This is a genomic window from Kitasatospora sp. NPDC004240, from assembly GCF_053603215.1.
Genome location: NZ_JBSGFD010000055.1, coordinates 1 through 15,321 on the forward strand (window position 1 = coordinate 1; position 15,321 = coordinate 15,321).

15 protein-coding genes are annotated in these 15,321 nt (G+C 75.1%); 10 read left to right on the forward strand and 5 right to left on the reverse strand.

The genetic code is table 11. The features are described from left to right. Positions 1-311 precede the first annotated feature (311 nt). Genes paaA through paaE form a run of 5 tightly spaced genes read left to right on the forward strand, consistent with a single transcriptional unit; the run spans position 312 to position 4,396 of the window. Complete coding sequence (paaA, locus tag ACWEQL_RS17070; protein ID WP_452151096.1) at positions 312-1,337, forward strand: 1,2-phenylacetyl-CoA epoxidase subunit PaaA; 1,026 nt, start codon at positions 312-314, stop codon at positions 1,335-1,337. After that, positions 1,334-1,627, forward strand: coding sequence for a 1,2-phenylacetyl-CoA epoxidase subunit PaaB (gene paaB, locus ACWEQL_RS17075; protein ID WP_452151056.1), 294 nt, complete (start codon positions 1,334-1,336; stop codon positions 1,625-1,627). The genes paaA and paaB overlap by 4 nt, the downstream gene beginning before the upstream one ends. A 16-nt stretch (positions 1,628-1,643) precedes the next feature. Further along, complete coding sequence (paaC, locus tag ACWEQL_RS17080; protein ID WP_452151057.1) at positions 1,644-2,561, forward strand: 1,2-phenylacetyl-CoA epoxidase subunit PaaC; 918 nt, start codon at positions 1,644-1,646, stop codon at positions 2,559-2,561. A 29-nt stretch (positions 2,562-2,590) separates the two neighbouring features. Further along, positions 2,591-3,232, forward strand: a complete 642-nt coding sequence (gene paaD / locus ACWEQL_RS17085; RefSeq protein ID WP_452151058.1) for a 1,2-phenylacetyl-CoA epoxidase subunit PaaD — start codon at positions 2,591-2,593, stop codon at positions 3,230-3,232. Continuing rightward, positions 3,233-4,396: a 1,2-phenylacetyl-CoA epoxidase subunit PaaE gene (gene paaE / locus ACWEQL_RS17090; RefSeq protein WP_452151059.1), complete on the forward strand. Its 1,164-nt coding sequence runs from the start codon at positions 3,233-3,235 to the stop codon at positions 4,394-4,396. A 111-nt stretch (positions 4,397-4,507) separates the two neighbouring features. On the opposite strand, the gene ACWEQL_RS17095 is transcribed toward paaE, so the two are convergent. Both ACWEQL_RS17095 and ACWEQL_RS17100 read right to left on the reverse strand, forming a co-directional pair. Then, positions 4,508-5,659: an NAD(P)-binding domain-containing protein gene (locus ACWEQL_RS17095; RefSeq protein WP_452151060.1), complete on the reverse strand. Its 1,152-nt coding sequence runs from the start codon at positions 5,657-5,659 to the stop codon at positions 4,508-4,510. A gap of 140 nt (positions 5,660-5,799) precedes the next feature. Next, on the reverse strand, positions 5,800-6,171 hold the full coding sequence (locus tag ACWEQL_RS17100) for a YbjQ family protein (RefSeq protein ID WP_452151061.1): 372 nt from the start codon (positions 6,169-6,171) through the stop codon (positions 5,800-5,802). 115 nt (positions 6,172-6,286) lie between these two features. Here ACWEQL_RS17100 and ACWEQL_RS17105 point away from each other — a divergent pair, with 115 nt between their 5' ends. From ACWEQL_RS17105 to ACWEQL_RS17120, 4 genes are all read left to right on the forward strand, one after another. After that, positions 6,287-7,219: a hypothetical protein gene (locus ACWEQL_RS17105; protein WP_452151062.1), complete on the forward strand. Its 933-nt coding sequence runs from the start codon at positions 6,287-6,289 to the stop codon at positions 7,217-7,219. A 57-nt stretch (positions 7,220-7,276) separates the two neighbouring features. After that, positions 7,277-7,792 carry a hypothetical protein gene (locus ACWEQL_RS17110; protein ID WP_452151063.1) on the forward strand — a complete coding sequence of 172 codons (516 nt, stop codon included), beginning with the start codon at positions 7,277-7,279 and terminating at the stop codon, positions 7,790-7,792. Positions 7,793-7,918: 126 nt separating this feature from the next. Continuing rightward, complete coding sequence (locus ACWEQL_RS17115) at positions 7,919-9,247, forward strand: preATP grasp domain-containing protein (RefSeq protein ID WP_452151064.1); 1,329 nt, start codon at positions 7,919-7,921, stop codon at positions 9,245-9,247. A 14-nt stretch (positions 9,248-9,261) separates the two neighbouring features. Beyond that, positions 9,262-10,200: a quinone oxidoreductase family protein gene (locus tag ACWEQL_RS17120; protein ID WP_452151065.1), complete on the forward strand. Its 939-nt coding sequence runs from the start codon at positions 9,262-9,264 to the stop codon at positions 10,198-10,200. Positions 10,201-10,278: 78 nt separating this feature from the next. On the opposite strand, the gene ACWEQL_RS17125 is transcribed toward ACWEQL_RS17120, so the two are convergent. From ACWEQL_RS17125 to ACWEQL_RS17135, 3 genes are read right to left on the reverse strand one after another with little or no spacing between them, the layout of a single operon-like run. After that, positions 10,279-10,875, reverse strand: a complete 597-nt coding sequence (locus ACWEQL_RS17125) for a MaoC family dehydratase (protein ID WP_452151066.1) — start codon at positions 10,873-10,875, stop codon at positions 10,279-10,281. Positions 10,876-10,883: 8 nt separating this feature from the next. Beyond that, positions 10,884-12,146, reverse strand: coding sequence for an 8-amino-7-oxononanoate synthase family protein (locus ACWEQL_RS17130; protein ID WP_452151067.1), 1,263 nt, complete (start codon positions 12,144-12,146; stop codon positions 10,884-10,886). A 2-nt stretch (positions 12,147-12,148) separates the two neighbouring features. Continuing rightward, on the reverse strand, positions 12,149-13,147 hold the full coding sequence (locus ACWEQL_RS17135; RefSeq protein WP_452151068.1) for an aldolase/citrate lyase family protein: 999 nt from the start codon (positions 13,145-13,147) through the stop codon (positions 12,149-12,151). A 233-nt stretch (positions 13,148-13,380) separates the two neighbouring features. On the opposite strand from ACWEQL_RS17135, the gene ACWEQL_RS17140 reads away from it, so the two are divergent. Continuing rightward, positions 13,381-15,177: an nSTAND1 domain-containing NTPase gene (locus ACWEQL_RS17140; RefSeq protein ID WP_452151069.1), complete on the forward strand. Its 1,797-nt coding sequence runs from the start codon at positions 13,381-13,383 to the stop codon at positions 15,175-15,177. Positions 15,178-15,321 lie beyond the last annotated feature (144 nt).

The following is a 15,321-nucleotide window of genomic DNA, read 5'->3' on the forward strand; positions in this document are numbered from 1 at the left end:
GGAGCGGCCGGCCCGCCCAGGGGCGCCCGCGCACCCTCGGTGCGCCCGCCGTCGTCATCCGCGCGCCCGCCGCCGTCATCCGCGCGCCCGCCGTCGTCATCCGCCGGCCCCGGCCGCCGTCACCCGCACGCCCCCGCCGTCGCGGCCCCTTCACCCCCACCACCCGGACACGCTTGTCAGCGCACCGCCCCACCGCGCACAATGGAACCGACCGAACGGTCAGTCGGGCGCGCCGCCCGCACACCGGCCCGGCCCGCGAAGGGGCCGCGCCCGTACAGGGGACCAACAGGGGAGCCGTGGTGACAGCAGAAGTGGTGGCCGGTCGGACGCCGGCCGGGCACCCGGACGAGCACGAGGCCCGCTTCGAGGCGGTCATCGCCGCCGAGCAGCGGATCGAGCCCCGGGACTGGATGCCGGACGCCTACCGGGCCACCCTGGTCCGCCAGATCGCCCAGCACGCGCACTCCGAGATCATCGGCATGCAGCCCGAGGGCAACTGGCTCACCCGGGCGCCCTCGCTGCGCCGCAAGGCGATCCTGCTGGCCAAGGCGCAGGACGAGGCCGGCCACGGGCTGTACCTGTACGCGGCGGCCGAGACCCTGGGCGTGGACCGGGCGGAGCTGACCGAGAAGCTGATCTCCGGACGGCAGAAGTACTCCTCGATCTTCAACTACCCGACCCTCACCTTCGCCGACGTCGGTGTGATCGGCTGGCTGGTGGACGGTGCGGCGATCTGCAACCAGGTGCCGCTCTGCCGCTGCAGCTACGGCCCGTACGCGCGGGCGATGGTGCGGATCTGCAAGGAGGAGTCGTTCCACCAGCGCCAGGGCTACGAGCTGCTGATGACGCTGATGCGCGGCACCGAGGCCCAGCGCCGGATGGTGCAGGACGCGGTGGACCGCTGGTGGTGGCCGTCGCTGATGATGTTCGGCCCCTCGGACGGGGACTCCCCGAACACCGCCCGCTCGATGGCCTGGCGGATCAAGCGCCACACCAACGACGAGCTGCGCCGGCGCTTCGTGGACATGACCGTCCCGCAGGCGCAGCACCTGGGCGTGACCCTGCCCGACCCCGAGCTGAGCTGGAACGAGGAGCGCGGCGGCTGGGACTTCGGCGAGCCCGACTGGTCCGAGCTGACCCGGGTCATCCACGGCCAGGGCCCGTGCAACAGCCAGCGCGTCGACCGCCGCCGCACCGCCCACGAGGAGGGCGCCTGGGTGCGCGAGGCCGCCACGGCGTACGCGGCCAAGCGCCGCGCGGAGGACGGCCGGCGCACGGAGACCGAGCAGGCGGCGCAGGCCGTGCAGAGCGTGCAGAGCGACGAGGAGAGCAAGTGAGCGAGTCCAAGGCCGGCTGGCCGCTGTACGAGGTGTTCGTGCGCCCCCGGCGCGGGCTGAACCACGTCCACGTCGGTTCGCTGCACGCGGCCGACGACCGGATGGCGCTGCTGGCCGCGCGCGACCTCTACACCCGGCGCAACGAGGGCGTCAGCCTCTGGGTGGTCCGCTCGGACGCGATCACCGCCTCCACCCCGGACGAGCAGGACCCGTTCTTCGCCCCGAGCGGCGACAAGGTCTACCGCCACCCGACCTTCTACGACATCCCCGAGGATGTCCCGCACATCTGACGGGGAGCAACCGGACATGACCGACCACCTCACCGGCCACCACGACCACACGGCCGACGACGACCACGTCTACCTCAGCCTGAGCGAGGCCGACCCCGGCCCCGAGGGCGAGGGCCGCTGGGCCTACGGGACGGGTTTCGCCGACCCGCTGCTCGGCGTCGACACCTCCGTGCCGGAGGGCCTGGACGGGGCCGACCTGGCCGCGTACTGCCTGATGCTGGGCGACGACGCGCTCGTCCTCGCCCAGCGGCTGATCGAGTGGTGCACCCGGGCGCCCGAGCTGGAGGAGGAGGTGGCGCTCGCCAACCTCGGCCTCGACCTGCTCGGCCAGGCCCGCCAGCTGCTCACCCGGGCCGGCCAGGCGGACGGCACCGGGCGCACCGAGGACGACCTGGCGTACTGGCGCGAGGACCACGAGTACCGCAACGTGCGGATGGTGGAGACGCCGAACGGCGACTTCGCGTACTCGATCGCCCGGCTGCTGCTGTTCGCGACCGCCCGCCGCGCGCTGTACGAGGCGCTGGCCGGGCACGCGGACCCGGTGCTGGCGGCGGTCGCCGTCCGGGGCGCCAAGGAGCTCGCCTACCACCAGGAGTACGCCACGGCGTGGACGCTGCGCCTGGGCGACGGCACGCCGTACTCGGCGCAGCGGATGCAGGCCGGGCTGGACGAGGTGTGGCCGCTGCTGGAGGAGCTGTTCACGGCGCACCCGGTGGAGGCGCGGGTCGGCGTGGACCCGGGCACGCTGCGCGAGCCGGTGCTGCGCACGCTGGCCGCCGTCCTGGCCGAGGCCGGGCTGACGGTGCCGGAGTCGGCGCCGCTGGCGACCGTCGGCGGCCGGGCCGGACGGGACGGGGTGCACACCGAGGCGCTGGGCCTGCTGCTGGCCGAGCTGCAGGTGGTGGCCCGCGCCCACCCCGGGGCCACCTGGTGACCGCGGGTACGCCGGTGAGAGGTGACGTGATGGACGCCGTACGGGACGCGACGGACCCGGTGCCGGCGAACACCGTGCCGGCGGATACCGCGTCGGCGGATACCGTGCCGGCGAACACCGTGCCGGTGGACGCCTGGGAGGTCGCGGCGGCCGTCCCCGACCCGGAGCTGCCCATGCTCACCCTGGCCGACCTCGGCGTGCTGTCCGGGGTGGAGCAGGACGGGGAGCACGTCACCGCCTGGCTCACGCCCACCTACTCGGGCTGCCCGGCGGTCGCCGAGATGGCCGCCGACGTCGACCGCCGGCTGCGCGCGGCCGGCTTCCGGGACGTCCGGGTGCGGTTGCGGCTCGACCCGCCGTGGTCCACCGACCTGATCAGCGACGAGGGCCGGCGCAAGCTCGCCGAGGCCGGGATCGCGCCGCCCCGGACGGCCCGCGCGGCCGTCGGCGCGCCCTCCGGTGAGCCCTTCTCGGTGGCCTCCGGCGCCGACGGCTCCGGGGTGCTGCTGCGGCTCGGCCCGACCCGCCGGGCCGGGGCGGAGCCGGTGGCCTGCCCGCAGTGCGGCGACACCGACACCGAGGAGCTGTCCCGCTTCGGCTCGACCGCCTGCAAGGCGCTGTGGCGCTGCCGCAGCTGCCGGGAGCCCTTCGAACGCGTCAAGGAGATCTGAATGGCCGCCTCCCTGCCCACGGCAGCCGCGCCCGCCGCCCCGGAAGCCTCCCCGGAGGCCGCCGCGCCCGCCGCCCCGGCGCCCGCGAGCGCGCCGGCCCGCCGTCCGGCGTTCCACGCGCTGCGGATCGCCGGGATCGACCGGCTCTGCGAGGACGCCGTCGCGGTGACCTTCGAGGTGCCGGACGAGCTGGCCGGGGCGTACGCGTTCCGGCCCGGGCAGACGCTCGCCCTGCGCCAGGTGTTCAACGGGGTGGACGAGCGCCGCTCGTACTCGATCTGCTCGCCGGTCGGGGGTCCGCTGCGGATCGCGGTCCGCGAGGTGCCGGGCGGGCTGTTCTCGCGGCGGCTGGTGCGCGAGGCCCGGCCGGGCGACGAGCTGGAGGTGCTCACGCCCACCGGCCTGTTCAGCCCGGACCTGGGCGAGCCGGGCGACCACGTGTTGCTGGCGGCCGGGTCCGGGATCACCCCGATGCTGTCGATCGCGGCCTCGGTGCTCGCCGCCGACCGCACGTCGACGGTCACCCTGCTGTACGGGAACCGGCGCAGCGACACGGTGATGTTCGCCGACGAGCTGGCCGACCTGAAGGACCGCTACCTCGGCCGGTTCCAGTTGCTGCACGTGCTCTCCCGGGAGACCCGGGACGCCGAGCTGCTCAGCGGTCGGCTCGACCCCGAGCGGGTCGGCGCGCTGCTGTCGGCGCTGGTGGACGTCCCGGAGGTCGACCACTGGTGGCTCTGCGGCCCGCACGGGATGGTCACCGGCGCCAAGGAGCTGCTGGGCGGGCTGGGCGTGCCGGCGGGGCGGGTGCACCAGGAGCTGTTCCACGCCGAGGACGAGCCGGTGAGTGAGCGGCCCGCCGAGGAGGACACCGCGGCGGACGGCGCGCACAGCGAGGTCACCGTGGTCCTGGACGGCCGCGGCAGCACGCTCTCCCTCCCACGTGACCGCTCGATCCTGGACGGTGCCCAGCGCTCGCGCCCGGACCTGCCGTTCGCCTGCAAGGGCGGCGTCTGCGGCACCTGCCGGGCGCTGGTCTGCGAGGGCGAGGTGGAGATGCGGCGCAACTTCGCGCTGGAGGAGAAGGAGCTGGCGGCCGGCTACGTGCTGACCTGCCAGGCCCGCCCGCTCACCGACAAGGTGACGGTCGACTTCGACCGCTGAGGTGCCGCCCGTACGGCGATCCGATGGTCGTACGGCGATCCGCGCTGGTCGTGGGGTGGCGCGCTGCCCGTACAGCGGGTCGCCGTACGGCAGCACGCGGGCCGTGCACGGCTACGCCCGGCCCGCCACCGCCCCGGTCGGCTCGCCGAGCAGCGTGACCAGTTCGTTGACGGCGGCCCGGCCCGCCCGGTTGGCGCCGATGGTGCTGGCCGACGGGCCGTAGCCGACCAGGTGCACGCGCGGGTCGGCGGCGGCGCGGGTGCCGGTCAGGGCGATCCCGCCGCCGGGGGCCCGTAGCCTCAGCGGGGCGAGGTGCCCGACCTCGGGCCGGAACCCGGTGGCCCAGATGATCGCGTCCACCGCGAGTTCCTCCTCGCCCCAGGCGACGCCGTGCTCGGTGAGCCGGTCGAACACCGGGCGGCGGTGCAGCGCGCCCAGCGCCTCGGCCCGCCGGTACGCGACGGACGGGCCGAGCCCGGTGACGCTCACCACGCTGCGGACGGGCAGGCCCCGGCGCACCCGCTCCTCGACCTTCGCCACCACCGCGCGGCCGTACTCGGCGGTGAACGGGCCGTCGTGGTACTCGGGCGGGGTCCGGGTGACCCAGACCGTCTCGCCGACCGCCGCGACCTCCGACAGCACCTGCACGGCCGAGGCGCCGCCGCCGACCACCAGCACCCGCCGACCGGCGAACTCCTCGGGGCCCCGGTACTCGGCGTAGTGCAGCTGGCGTCCGGCGAACCGGCCGGGGTAGTGCGGCAGGAACGGGCGGGTCCAGGTGCCGGTGGCGTTGATCAGCGCCCGGGTGGTCCAGTTGCCGGTGCCCGGGTCCGAGTCGGTACCGGAGCCGGGGCCGGTCTCGACCCGCAGCCGGCCGTCCGGCAGGGGGTGCACCGCGCGGACGGTGACGGGGCGCACGACGGGGAGCGCGTGTCGCGCCTCGTACGCCGCGAAGTACTCCGGCACCACCTGGCGCGCGGGGGCCGCCGGGTCCGGCTCCGGCAGTTCGGCGTCGGGCAGGTCGTGGAAGCCGTGCACGGTGGCCATCCGCAGCGAGGGCGAGCGGTGCGCCCAGGCACCGCCGGGGGCCCGGTCGGCGTCCAGCACCACGAAGCCGCCCGCGACGCCCTCGGTGTACGGGGCGAAGCCGCGCCGGCGCAGGTGGTAGGCGGCGGACAGGCCCGCCTGCCCGGCGCCCACCACCAGGACGTCCACCTCGCGCCGGGGGGACTCCCCGGGCGCCGCGGCGGCCCGGTCCGCCAAGGATGTTGCACCGTAAACAGTCACGTGGGTGAAACATCCCGCTGGGCCGAGGTGTTCCCGGGCCCGCCCACGGCCGCCGACACCGGAAGCCCACGGCCGCCGACGCCGCCGGAAGCCCGCCCGTGCGGCCGGGGACAGCGCTACGCCGCCGGGGAGATCACCACGGCCGTGCCGTACGCGCAGATCTCGGTGCCGACGTCGGCGGCCTCCGTGACGTCGAAGCGCATCATCAGGACCGCGTTGCCGCCGCGCGCCTGGGTCTGCTCGACCAACCGCTCCATCGCCTCGTTGCGGCTCTCCACCAGGGTCTTCGTCAGGCCCTTCAGCTCGCCGCCGACCAGCGACTTCAGCGAGGCGCCGATCTGGCTGCCGATGTGGCGGCTGCGCACGGTCAGGCCGAAGACCTCGCCGATCACGTGGTCGACCCGGAATCCGGGGATGTCGTTCGTGGTCACTACCAGCACCTGGGCGTTCGGGCCCTGCCCGCCGCCGTACTCGTCAATGTTGGCCATGGGGCCCATCCTGGCCGGGGTCCGGGCCGTGCGGGGGAAGGCGTGGCCGGGAGGCCGAAAACGTGCCCGGGAACCCACCGGTGATCGGGCGGCGGAAAAGCCGTACCGTAGGCGCATGAGCGAGCGGAGTGATCATCCACAGGGGCCGGGCGCGGCGGAGGACTCCGGCGCGCAGGAGATCGAGGCGACGGTGGTTCTGGGGTTGCGGATCACCGACTGGCCGGCGCTGCGCGCCGCCGCCATCGCGGCGGTGGAGGAGATGGACTTCGACGGCATCGACGCGGCCGGCCAGCGCCGTGAAATGCTGCGCGAGGTGGCCGAGGACGCCAACGCCGCACTCGGCGCCCTGCTGCACCCGGACCGGCTGGTGGCCGCGATCCCGGGCGTCGAGGCGCTGGGCGGCACGCTGGAGATCAGCGTGACCGAGGACTTCGCACCGGACTTCGCCGACCTCTTCCCGCTGGACGGCGACGAGGCGGAGGGCGGTGGCGCGACCGGCGACTGGACGTTCACCCCGCGCACCGCCTGCCTGCTGCACGCCCAGCTGCTGGGTCTGGCGGACGCCGCCTACGACGACGTCGACGAGCACGACGACGAGCCGGTGTCCGACGGCGACGAACCGGACTGGACGGTCTTCGGCCGGCTGCCGCAACGCACCTGGCGGATGCACCGCGGCTGGCGGCGCGCGATGGCCCGGGCCTTCGACGACCTCGCCGACGACCTGGCGCTCGGCGAGTGGCCGCTGCCGCGCTGCCTGGCCGAGGAGATCGCGCTGCGGATGGCCCTGGTGGACGCCCGCGCCCTGCTCGGGGCCCAGCCGGAGTCCGTCGCCGACATGATGGGCGACCTGCCGGCCGACCTCTACGACTACGACTGGGACGGCTGCCACGACGAGCTGTTCGGCGTGTACGGGCCGGAGGACGGCGACCCGGAGCTGGACGCCGAGCAGCGCGCCGAACTGCTGCTCGCCGCCACCCACCCGGAGGGCTGGTTCCTCTGGTACGAGGACGCGGAGGAGCGCGACCCGCAGCGCGGCTACCGCCGCTGAGCCCGGCCACCGCCGCTGAGCCCGGCGGGCCCGGGCCGTCGGGGTTAGGCTGCGGCCATGCCCGATGTGCCTGACATGCGTGACATTCCCGGTGTGTCCGACGCGGTCGCCGGCGGCGAGGACCCGGTGGCGTCCCGGCTGGCGCTGGGCCTGGCGGGGGTGCAGGCCGCCCAGGCCGGGCGGACGGCCGAGGCGCGGGCCGCCCTGGAACAGCTCTGGGAGCGGCTCGGCGAACACGGCGACGTGTTCCACCGCTGCGTCCTCGCCCACTACCTGGCCGACCTCCAGGAGGATCCGCACGCCGAGCTGGAGTGGGACCGCCGGGCCCTGGCCGCCGCGGACTCGCTGACCGACGAGCGGGCCCGCACCTACCGGGACGCCCTCCAGGTGCGCGCCTTCTACCCCTCGCTGCACCTCAACCTCGCCTCCGACCACCTCAAGCTCGGCGAGCCCGAGCGGGCCCGCGAACAGCTGGAGGGCGCGGTGCGCAGCCTGGACCTGCTGCCCGAGGACGCCTACGGCGCGGGCATCCGGGCCGCCGTGGACGAGCTGCGGCAGCGGCTGCGGAGCTGATCCCGCGGTCCGTTGTTCACCGTTTTTGTTCAGCGGCCGAGCGCCGAACCCGAACAACCCCGGTGCGGTACACCTGGCGCAGCACCATCCAGGATCACGGCATCGAGGGTCGGGAGAGAGCGCCGGATGACCACGCTGTGCATAGGCAACAACCGGACCGAGGAGATGGTCGGCGACCTCTCCGGTATGACGCCCCTGGAGCTGCGGTTCGCCGGCTGCGGCGCCCAGCGGATGCTCTGGTTCGCCGAGGACGGTGACGTCCTGGTGCTGCCCTGGGGGCCGGATCCGGAGTACCTGGCGTACGTCACCGCCCTGACCGGCACCCGGCCGGAGAGCCTGACCGTGGTCGTCCCGCCGCCCGGCGTCCAGGGCGCCGAGGTGCTGACCCCGGACCGGCTGGCCGACGAGGACTTCCGGGCGGAGCTGCGCCGGGTGCTGGCCGGCCGGACGGTGGACCGGGTGCTGGCGATCGCGGCGAACGCCTGCGTGGTCGACCTGGCGGCGGCGCTCGGTGCCGAACAGGCCGTACCCGGGCACGCCTTCGCGGCGCAGGGCGGGCTGGCGCTGGTCAACAGCAAGGCGGCGTTCCGGGCGGTGGCGGCCGGGGCCGGGGTGCCGATCGCCCCCGGCACGGTGGCGGGTTCACCGGTCGAGGTGGAGACGGCGGTGGAGGCCCTGCTGGCGGGCGGCCACAGCGTGATGGTGAAGGTCGAGTACCAGGCGGGCGGCTTCGGCAACGAGGTCCTGGTCCGGGACGAGCAGGTCGGCGTGCCGGCCGGCGCGCAGCGGGTGGTGCCGCTGGCGGACCGCGCCGCGGTGGCCGGCTACGTGGCCGAGCGGTGGTCCTGGCTGACCGGCGGGCGGGGCCGGCGGGTGGTGGTGGAGCGCTACTTCACCGACGCGGTGCCGCTGTACGCGGAGTTCACGATCGCCGCGCACGAGGCCGTGCTCTCCGGCTGCGGGGAGATGGTGATGGACCCGGTGGTGGTCGGCGAGATCACCCCGCCGGTCACCCCGGACGCCGGGGTGCTGGCCGAATTGGTCGACCAGGCAGCCCGGTTGTGTGAATCGCTCCGGGTGCTCGGATACCGAGGCACGGTCAGCGCGGACGCCTTCCTGACCCCGAAGGGCGAGCTGTACTTCAGCGAGACCAACGGGCGGCTGACCGGCTCCACCCATCTGCACGACGCGCTGTTCGCCCGACTGGTCGGCGCCGGGCGGCGGGCCGAGCGGGTGATCCTGGAGCTGGCCGGCCTCAAGGTGCCGTCCTTCCGCGAGGCGGTGGAGGCGGTGACCGGGGCCGGGCTGGCCTTCGACCCGGACACCGCGACCGGGGTGGTGTTCAGCTGTGACTTCGCCCCGGCGGACGGCTCGGTGATGTACTGCGTGATCGCCGGCTCCGCCGAGCAGGCGCGGGCCCAGGAGCGCCGGCTGCTCGGCCTGTTCGGGGCCTGACGGTGCGGGCGGCGGTGATCCACCACTACGGCGGGCCGGAGGAGTTCACCGTCGAGGAGGTGCCCGAACCGGTGCCCGGCCCCGGCCGCTGCCTGCTGGACGTCACCCTGGCCGGGGTCAACTACGCCGATCTGCACTGCCGTCGGGGCGAGTACCTGGAGCTCGCGCTGCCGGCAGTGCTGGGCGCGGACGTGGTGGGCCGGCGCCGCCGGGACGGCCGGCGGGTGGCCGCGCTGCTGCGCGAGGGCGGCGGGTACGCCCAGGTGGCCTGCGCGGAGGAGGCGTTCACGGTCGAGGTGCCGGACGGACTGGCGGACGCGCAGGCGCTGGCGCTGCTGGAGCAGGGTGCCACCGCGTACGGCGGGCTGGTCACCCTCGGCCGGCTGCGGCCCGGGGAAAGCGTGGCGGTCGGCGCGGCCGCCGGCGGGGTGGGGCACCTGGCGGTCCAGCTGGCCCGGGAGTTGGGGGCCGGCCGGGTGGTCGGGCTGGCCTCCACGCCCGCCAAGCGGGAGTTCGTCCGCTCCCTGGGGGCGGACGAGGCGCTCGACCCGGCCGACCCGGAGCTGGCCGAACGGCTGCGCGCCGACGGTGGGTTGGACCTCTTCCTGGACTCGCTGGGCGGCCCGGTGCTGCGGGCCGGGTTCGCGGCGCTGGCGCCGTTCGGCCGGGTGGTGAGCGTGGGCGCCCGGGGTGGGGAGGAGGAGTCCTTCACCGTCGGGGAGCTGGCGGACGGCTCGGTCGGGGTGCTGGGCTTCTGGCTGCGGCACGTCCTGGCGGACCGGGCGCTGTTCACCGCCGTGGCCGGGCGCCTCTTCCAACTGGCCCTGGAAGGGCGGCTGGTGGCCCGGGTGGACCGGACGGTTCCGCTCTCCGGCGTGGCCGGGGCGCACCGCGCGCTGGCCGGACGGGGGACGATGGGCAAGCTGCTGGTCGACGTGACGCGGGTGGACTGACCCGGGCCGGGCCGGGTGGAGCGGCACGGGTGGACCGGCCCCGGTCGTGATCGGGTCGGTCCACCCGTGCCCGGTGGGTCAGTAGCCGGCCACTTCGTCGAGGCCGTGGCCGCGCAGCGGCACCAGGAAGCTGCGTTCGAAGACCACCACCACCTCGCCGGTCGACTTCACCCCCGTGGTGCGGCAGCTGACGATGCCCTGCCCGGTACGGCTCTTGGAGAGCCGCTTGGCCAGGGTCTCGGTCTCCGCGTACAGGGTGTCGCCGGTGAAGACCGGGTTGGTCATCCGGATGTTCTCCCAGCCCAGGTTGGCGATGGTCCGCCCGCTGGTGGAGCGGGCGGTCATGCCGCCGACGATGCTGAGCGTCACCAGGCTGGAGACGATCGGCCGCCCCCAGGGGGTGTGCCGGCTGTAGGCGGCGTCGATGTGCAGCGGGGCGTCGTTCATGCTGAGCATGCTCATCAGGACGTTGTCGAGCTCGGTGACGGTGCGGCCGGGCCGGTGCTCGACCACCTCGCCGACGGTGAACTCCTCGTAGTAGCGGCCGACCACCTCCCGGTAGCGGGCGGCGCCGACGCTCCGGTAGCCGGCCGGGGGCTGAAGGTCCGCGGGGTGTTCCCCGGGGGGCGCCCCGGTCTCCCGGCCGCTCATCCGTCCGCTCGTCTGTCCGCCCATCCGTTCGCTCACCGCAGGTCCGCGGTCAGTTCGCGGACGTGTCCGGCGAAGTCGGTGATCAGCCGGTCGTCCATGTCGGCACGCATCATCAGCCGCAGCCCGGCCTCGCCCTTGGGGACGATCGGGAAGAACACCGCCGAGCTGTAGTAGCCGCGTTCGAAGAGCTGGGCGGAGAGCCGGACGGCCCGGTCGGCGTCGCCCACGTCGATCCGGCGCACCGGCAGGCCGTTGCCGGCGAAGGTGGTCGGCAGCAACTCGTCGAAGAGGTCGATGTTGTGCTGCAACCGGGCCTGGAGGTCCTTGAGTTCGGGCGAGCGGTGGATCGCCGCGCTGCCCAGCGAGGCGCCGACCAGCGGGAGCGCCATGTTCTGCGACCAGCCGACCGGGCCGGCGTGCCGGTGCAGGAACTCGAACTGCTCGCGCTCGCCCAGCATCGCCACGCCGCCGCCGGTGCCGAAGCCCTTGCCGAGGCTGGCGACGATCACGGTGAGCGGGTTCATCTCCAGCCGGGAGCGGACGAAGCCCTCACCGCGCTCGCCCATGATGGACAGCGAGTGGGAGTCGTCGATGTAGAGGAACAGCCCGTAGCGGTCCTGGAGTTCGAGCAGGCCGTCGAGGGCCGCCGCCCCGCCCATCGAGTACGCGCCGTCGGCGACGTACGCGACCCGGGGGTACCTGCGGCAGACGTCCTCCAGGTAGTTCAGGTCGTTGTGCGGGCAGTTGAGCACCAGCGACTCGTCCGCGCAGATCGGCTTCACATAGGCCATGCAGAAGTGGCAGAACCGGTCGAACACCATAACCCGGGGCTCGCCGCTGCCGCCCAGGTGGCCCGAGGCGATCAGCGGCAGGATGCCCGAGGTGAGCGACGTACAGGACGCCCCGGGCAGGATGTGGGCGCCGAACAGCTCGCCCAGCTCCTCCTCCAGCCGGACCAGCAGGTTGTGCCGGATCCGGGTGGTGGAGGTGACCAGCCAGGTGCTGCGGGACTCCTGCAGGGCGTCCACGGCGCCGGCCGCGACGCTCGGGTGGTTGTTGAGCCCCAGGTAGGCGCAGGAGACCATGTTGGCGAACTCGTGGCCGGTCTCGCGGACGATCAGCCGGTTGTTGGACTCGGAGTCGACCGTGATGCCGATCAGGCCGTGCTCCCCGGCGGCCCGCCAGACCGGGTCGGCGGTGGCCAGCATCGTCGCGGCGTTGCGGTACCGGCGCGGGCCGGCCACGTCCGGGTCCTCCGCCGGGGGCGCCTGCACGGGGTCCTGTGGGCTGGTCATGATCACTCCTTGTCGGTGGGGGCGGACGGCGCCCCGGGGGAGGGGCGCGTTCCGGTGGACGGCGCTCCGGCGGAGGGGTGGGCCTCGGCGGACGGGGCCGGGTGCGCCTCGGTCGAGGACGTCCGGCCGGCGGGCGTACGGGGGGCCGGGACCGGGGGCAGGGTCGGGCCGAACTGCTCGATCAGCCGCTGGGACGCCTCGAAGAAGGGCATGCCGACCATCACCCCGTCCACCACGGTCACCGAGCGGCCGTTCTCCCGGCCCGCCTCGACCACCCGCCGGGCCCGCTCCAGCAGCCGCTCGTCCGGGGTGAACGCCTCGTTGATGGCGGGCAGCTGGCGCGGATGCACGGCGATCTTGCCGCTGAAGCCGAAGTCCCGGGCGAGCGCGGCCTCCCGGCGCAGCCCGTCCAGGTCGGCGACCTCGAACAGCGGCGCGTCCATCACCTCCACCCCGGCGGCCCGGGCCGCGTTCACCACCCGGGCGCGGGCCGGGGCCAGGGCCTCCCAGCAGAGCCGGGCACCGACCGCGAAGGCGTAGTCGGCCGAGCCGAAGACCAGGCCGCGCAACCGGTGCCCGCAGGCCGCGATGGCGGCGGCGTTCTCGATCCCGCGCGGGGTCTCCACGACGGCCAGGAACTCCGTCTCCGGGCAGTCCGCGGCGAGCGCGCCGGCCACGATCTCGACGTCCCTGGGGGACTCCGCCATCGGGATCAGCACCAGGTCCGGCTTGACCGGGTAGTGGGTGAGGGCGACCAGGTCGCGCAGCCCGTCCGGGCCGGCGACCGTGTTGATCCGCACCGCGCTGCGGGCCAGTTTGGTGGAGGGCAGGTCGAAGAAGCCCTCGGCGAGCCGCCGGGCTTCCGCCTTGCGGGCGGGCGGAACGGAGTCCTCCAGGTCGACCATGGCGATGTCGGCGCCGGACCGGTGGCTCTTGGCGTACCGCTCGACCGCCAGCGCGGGGGTGGAGAGCAGGGAGCGGCAGTAGCGGGTGAACTTCATGGGAATGCTCCGAAGTCTGCGATCTCCGAAGGCCGGACCGGGCGGCCCGGGTCCCGGTTCTATCCCAAGGGCATTGTTCGGCGCCGCGTCGTCGGCCACTGAACATCAACTCGGAACAACGCTCCCGACCGGCCCGTTGTTTGACGCCAACTGTCCTGCGCATGATGAATCTTGGGGGGATGCGCGCACGACTTCACACCATGTGAACCACTTCAGGGCAGAAGGGGGCCGCTGTGCCGCGTCGGGAGAGTCCACTGGACCAGGGGGACGGACCGCTGCTGCGGTTCGCGGCCGATCTGCGGGCGCTCAGGGAACGGGCGGGCATGCCGCCGTACCGCCAACTCGCCCTGCGGGCCCACTGTTCGGCCGCCAGCCTCTCGGTGGCCGCCGGCGGGCGGCGGCTGCCCAGCCTGGCCGTCACCCTCGCCTATGTGCAGGCCTGCGGCGGTGACGCCCGGGAGTGGCAGCACCGCTGGCAGCTGCTCGCCGCCGAGCTGGCCGCCGACACCGCCGCCCGGCGGCGCGCCCAGGACGCCGGCCGGGCCCCCTATCCGGGCTCGGCGGCCTTCGAGGCGGCCGACGCCGAACGGTTCCACGGCCGCGAGGCGCTGCTCGACCGGCTGGTCGCCCTGCTCGGCGAACACCGTCTGGTCGTCGTCACCGGACCCTCCGGCGCGGGTAAGTCCTCCCTGGTCAGGGCCGGCCTGCTGGCCCGTCTCGGCGCCCGCGCGGACGGCGGCCCGGCGGCCCTGCTCACCCCCGGCGAGCGGCCGACCGAGGCGTACGAGACCGCGCTGGCCCGGCTCGCCCGGCAGCCCTCCGCCGGGCGCGGCGACCCGGTGCTGGTCGTGGACCAGGCCGAGGAACTGCGGACCCGCTGCCGCGACGCCGCCGAGCGCGAGCGCTTCCTGACGGCGCTTACGGGGTTCGCCCGGGGCGCCGGGGTGGTGCTGGTGGTGCGTTCGGACCAGGAGGCGCTGCTGGCGGACCACCCCGCGCTCGCCGAGGCCGGGCACCAGGCCCGGATCACCGTCGGCCGCCCCGCCCCGGAGGAACTGCGGCGGGCGATCACCGAACCGGCGCTGCGGGCCGGCTGCACCGTCGAGGGCGCCCTGCTGGCCGTCCTGATCTCCACCGGGGCCCAGCAGCCCGGGGCGCTGCCGCTGCTCTCGGCCGCCCTGCTGGAGACCTGGCGGCGGCGCAGCGGCAACGCGCTCACCCTGGCCGGGTTCCAGGCCACCGGCGGCTTCGAGGGCGCCCTGGCCCGGACCGCCGAGGCGCTGTACGGCGGGCTCGGCACGGCGGATCGCGAGCGGGCGCGGGCGGTGTTCCTGCGGCTGGGCGGGGAGTCGCCGACGGGCGGGACCGTGCTGCCGGGCGGGGTCGTGGTGTCGGGCGGGGTGGTGGTGCCAGGCGGGGCGGTGGTGCCGGGCGGGGCGGTGGTGGCCGGCGGAGTGGTGGTGCCCGGCGGGCCCCTTGCGCAGGGTGACGCCGTTCCGGCCGGGGGGCCTGCGGTGTTCGGGCCGGCGGGGCCGCCCGTCGGCCCGGACGGCATGCCCGGACGGCCGGTCGGGCGGCTGGAGTTCGACGAGCCGGGCATGCCGGAGCTGCTCGAACGGCTGGCCAGGGCGCGCCTGGTGGTGCTGGACCGGAACACCGTCGAACTGGCCCACCACGCCCTCCCGCAGGCGTGGCCCCGGCTGCGCGACTGGCTCGCCGAGGGCCGCGCGGTACCGCCCGAGCAGCGCCGGCTCACCGCGGCGGCCCGGGCCTGGGCGGCGGCCGGACGCGACCCCGAACTGCTCCTGCGCGGCGCCGTCCTGGACGGTTTGCGACGCCGGGCCGCGGGCGGCGAGCTGACCCCGGCCGGGGTCGAACGCTCCTTCCTGGCCGCCTCGGTGCGCGTCGCCGCCGAGGACCGCCGCCGCGCCCGCCGCCAGCGGCTCGCGGTCGCCACCCTCGCGGCGGCCGGCGGGGCGCTGCTCACCCTGGCCGGCGGGGAACGGATGAGGCGGGTGCGGCGGGGGTGAGTGCCCGCCACCACGGTGGTTGATCACCCTCGGGGGCCGGTGCGTTGAACAACGGACCGGGCCCCGGGCGGCGTCCACGGGAGCGCGATCACCTCCTTGCGCGGCCGTCGAGGGCCCGGGTAGCTTGGCGCTCGATCCGGCCGC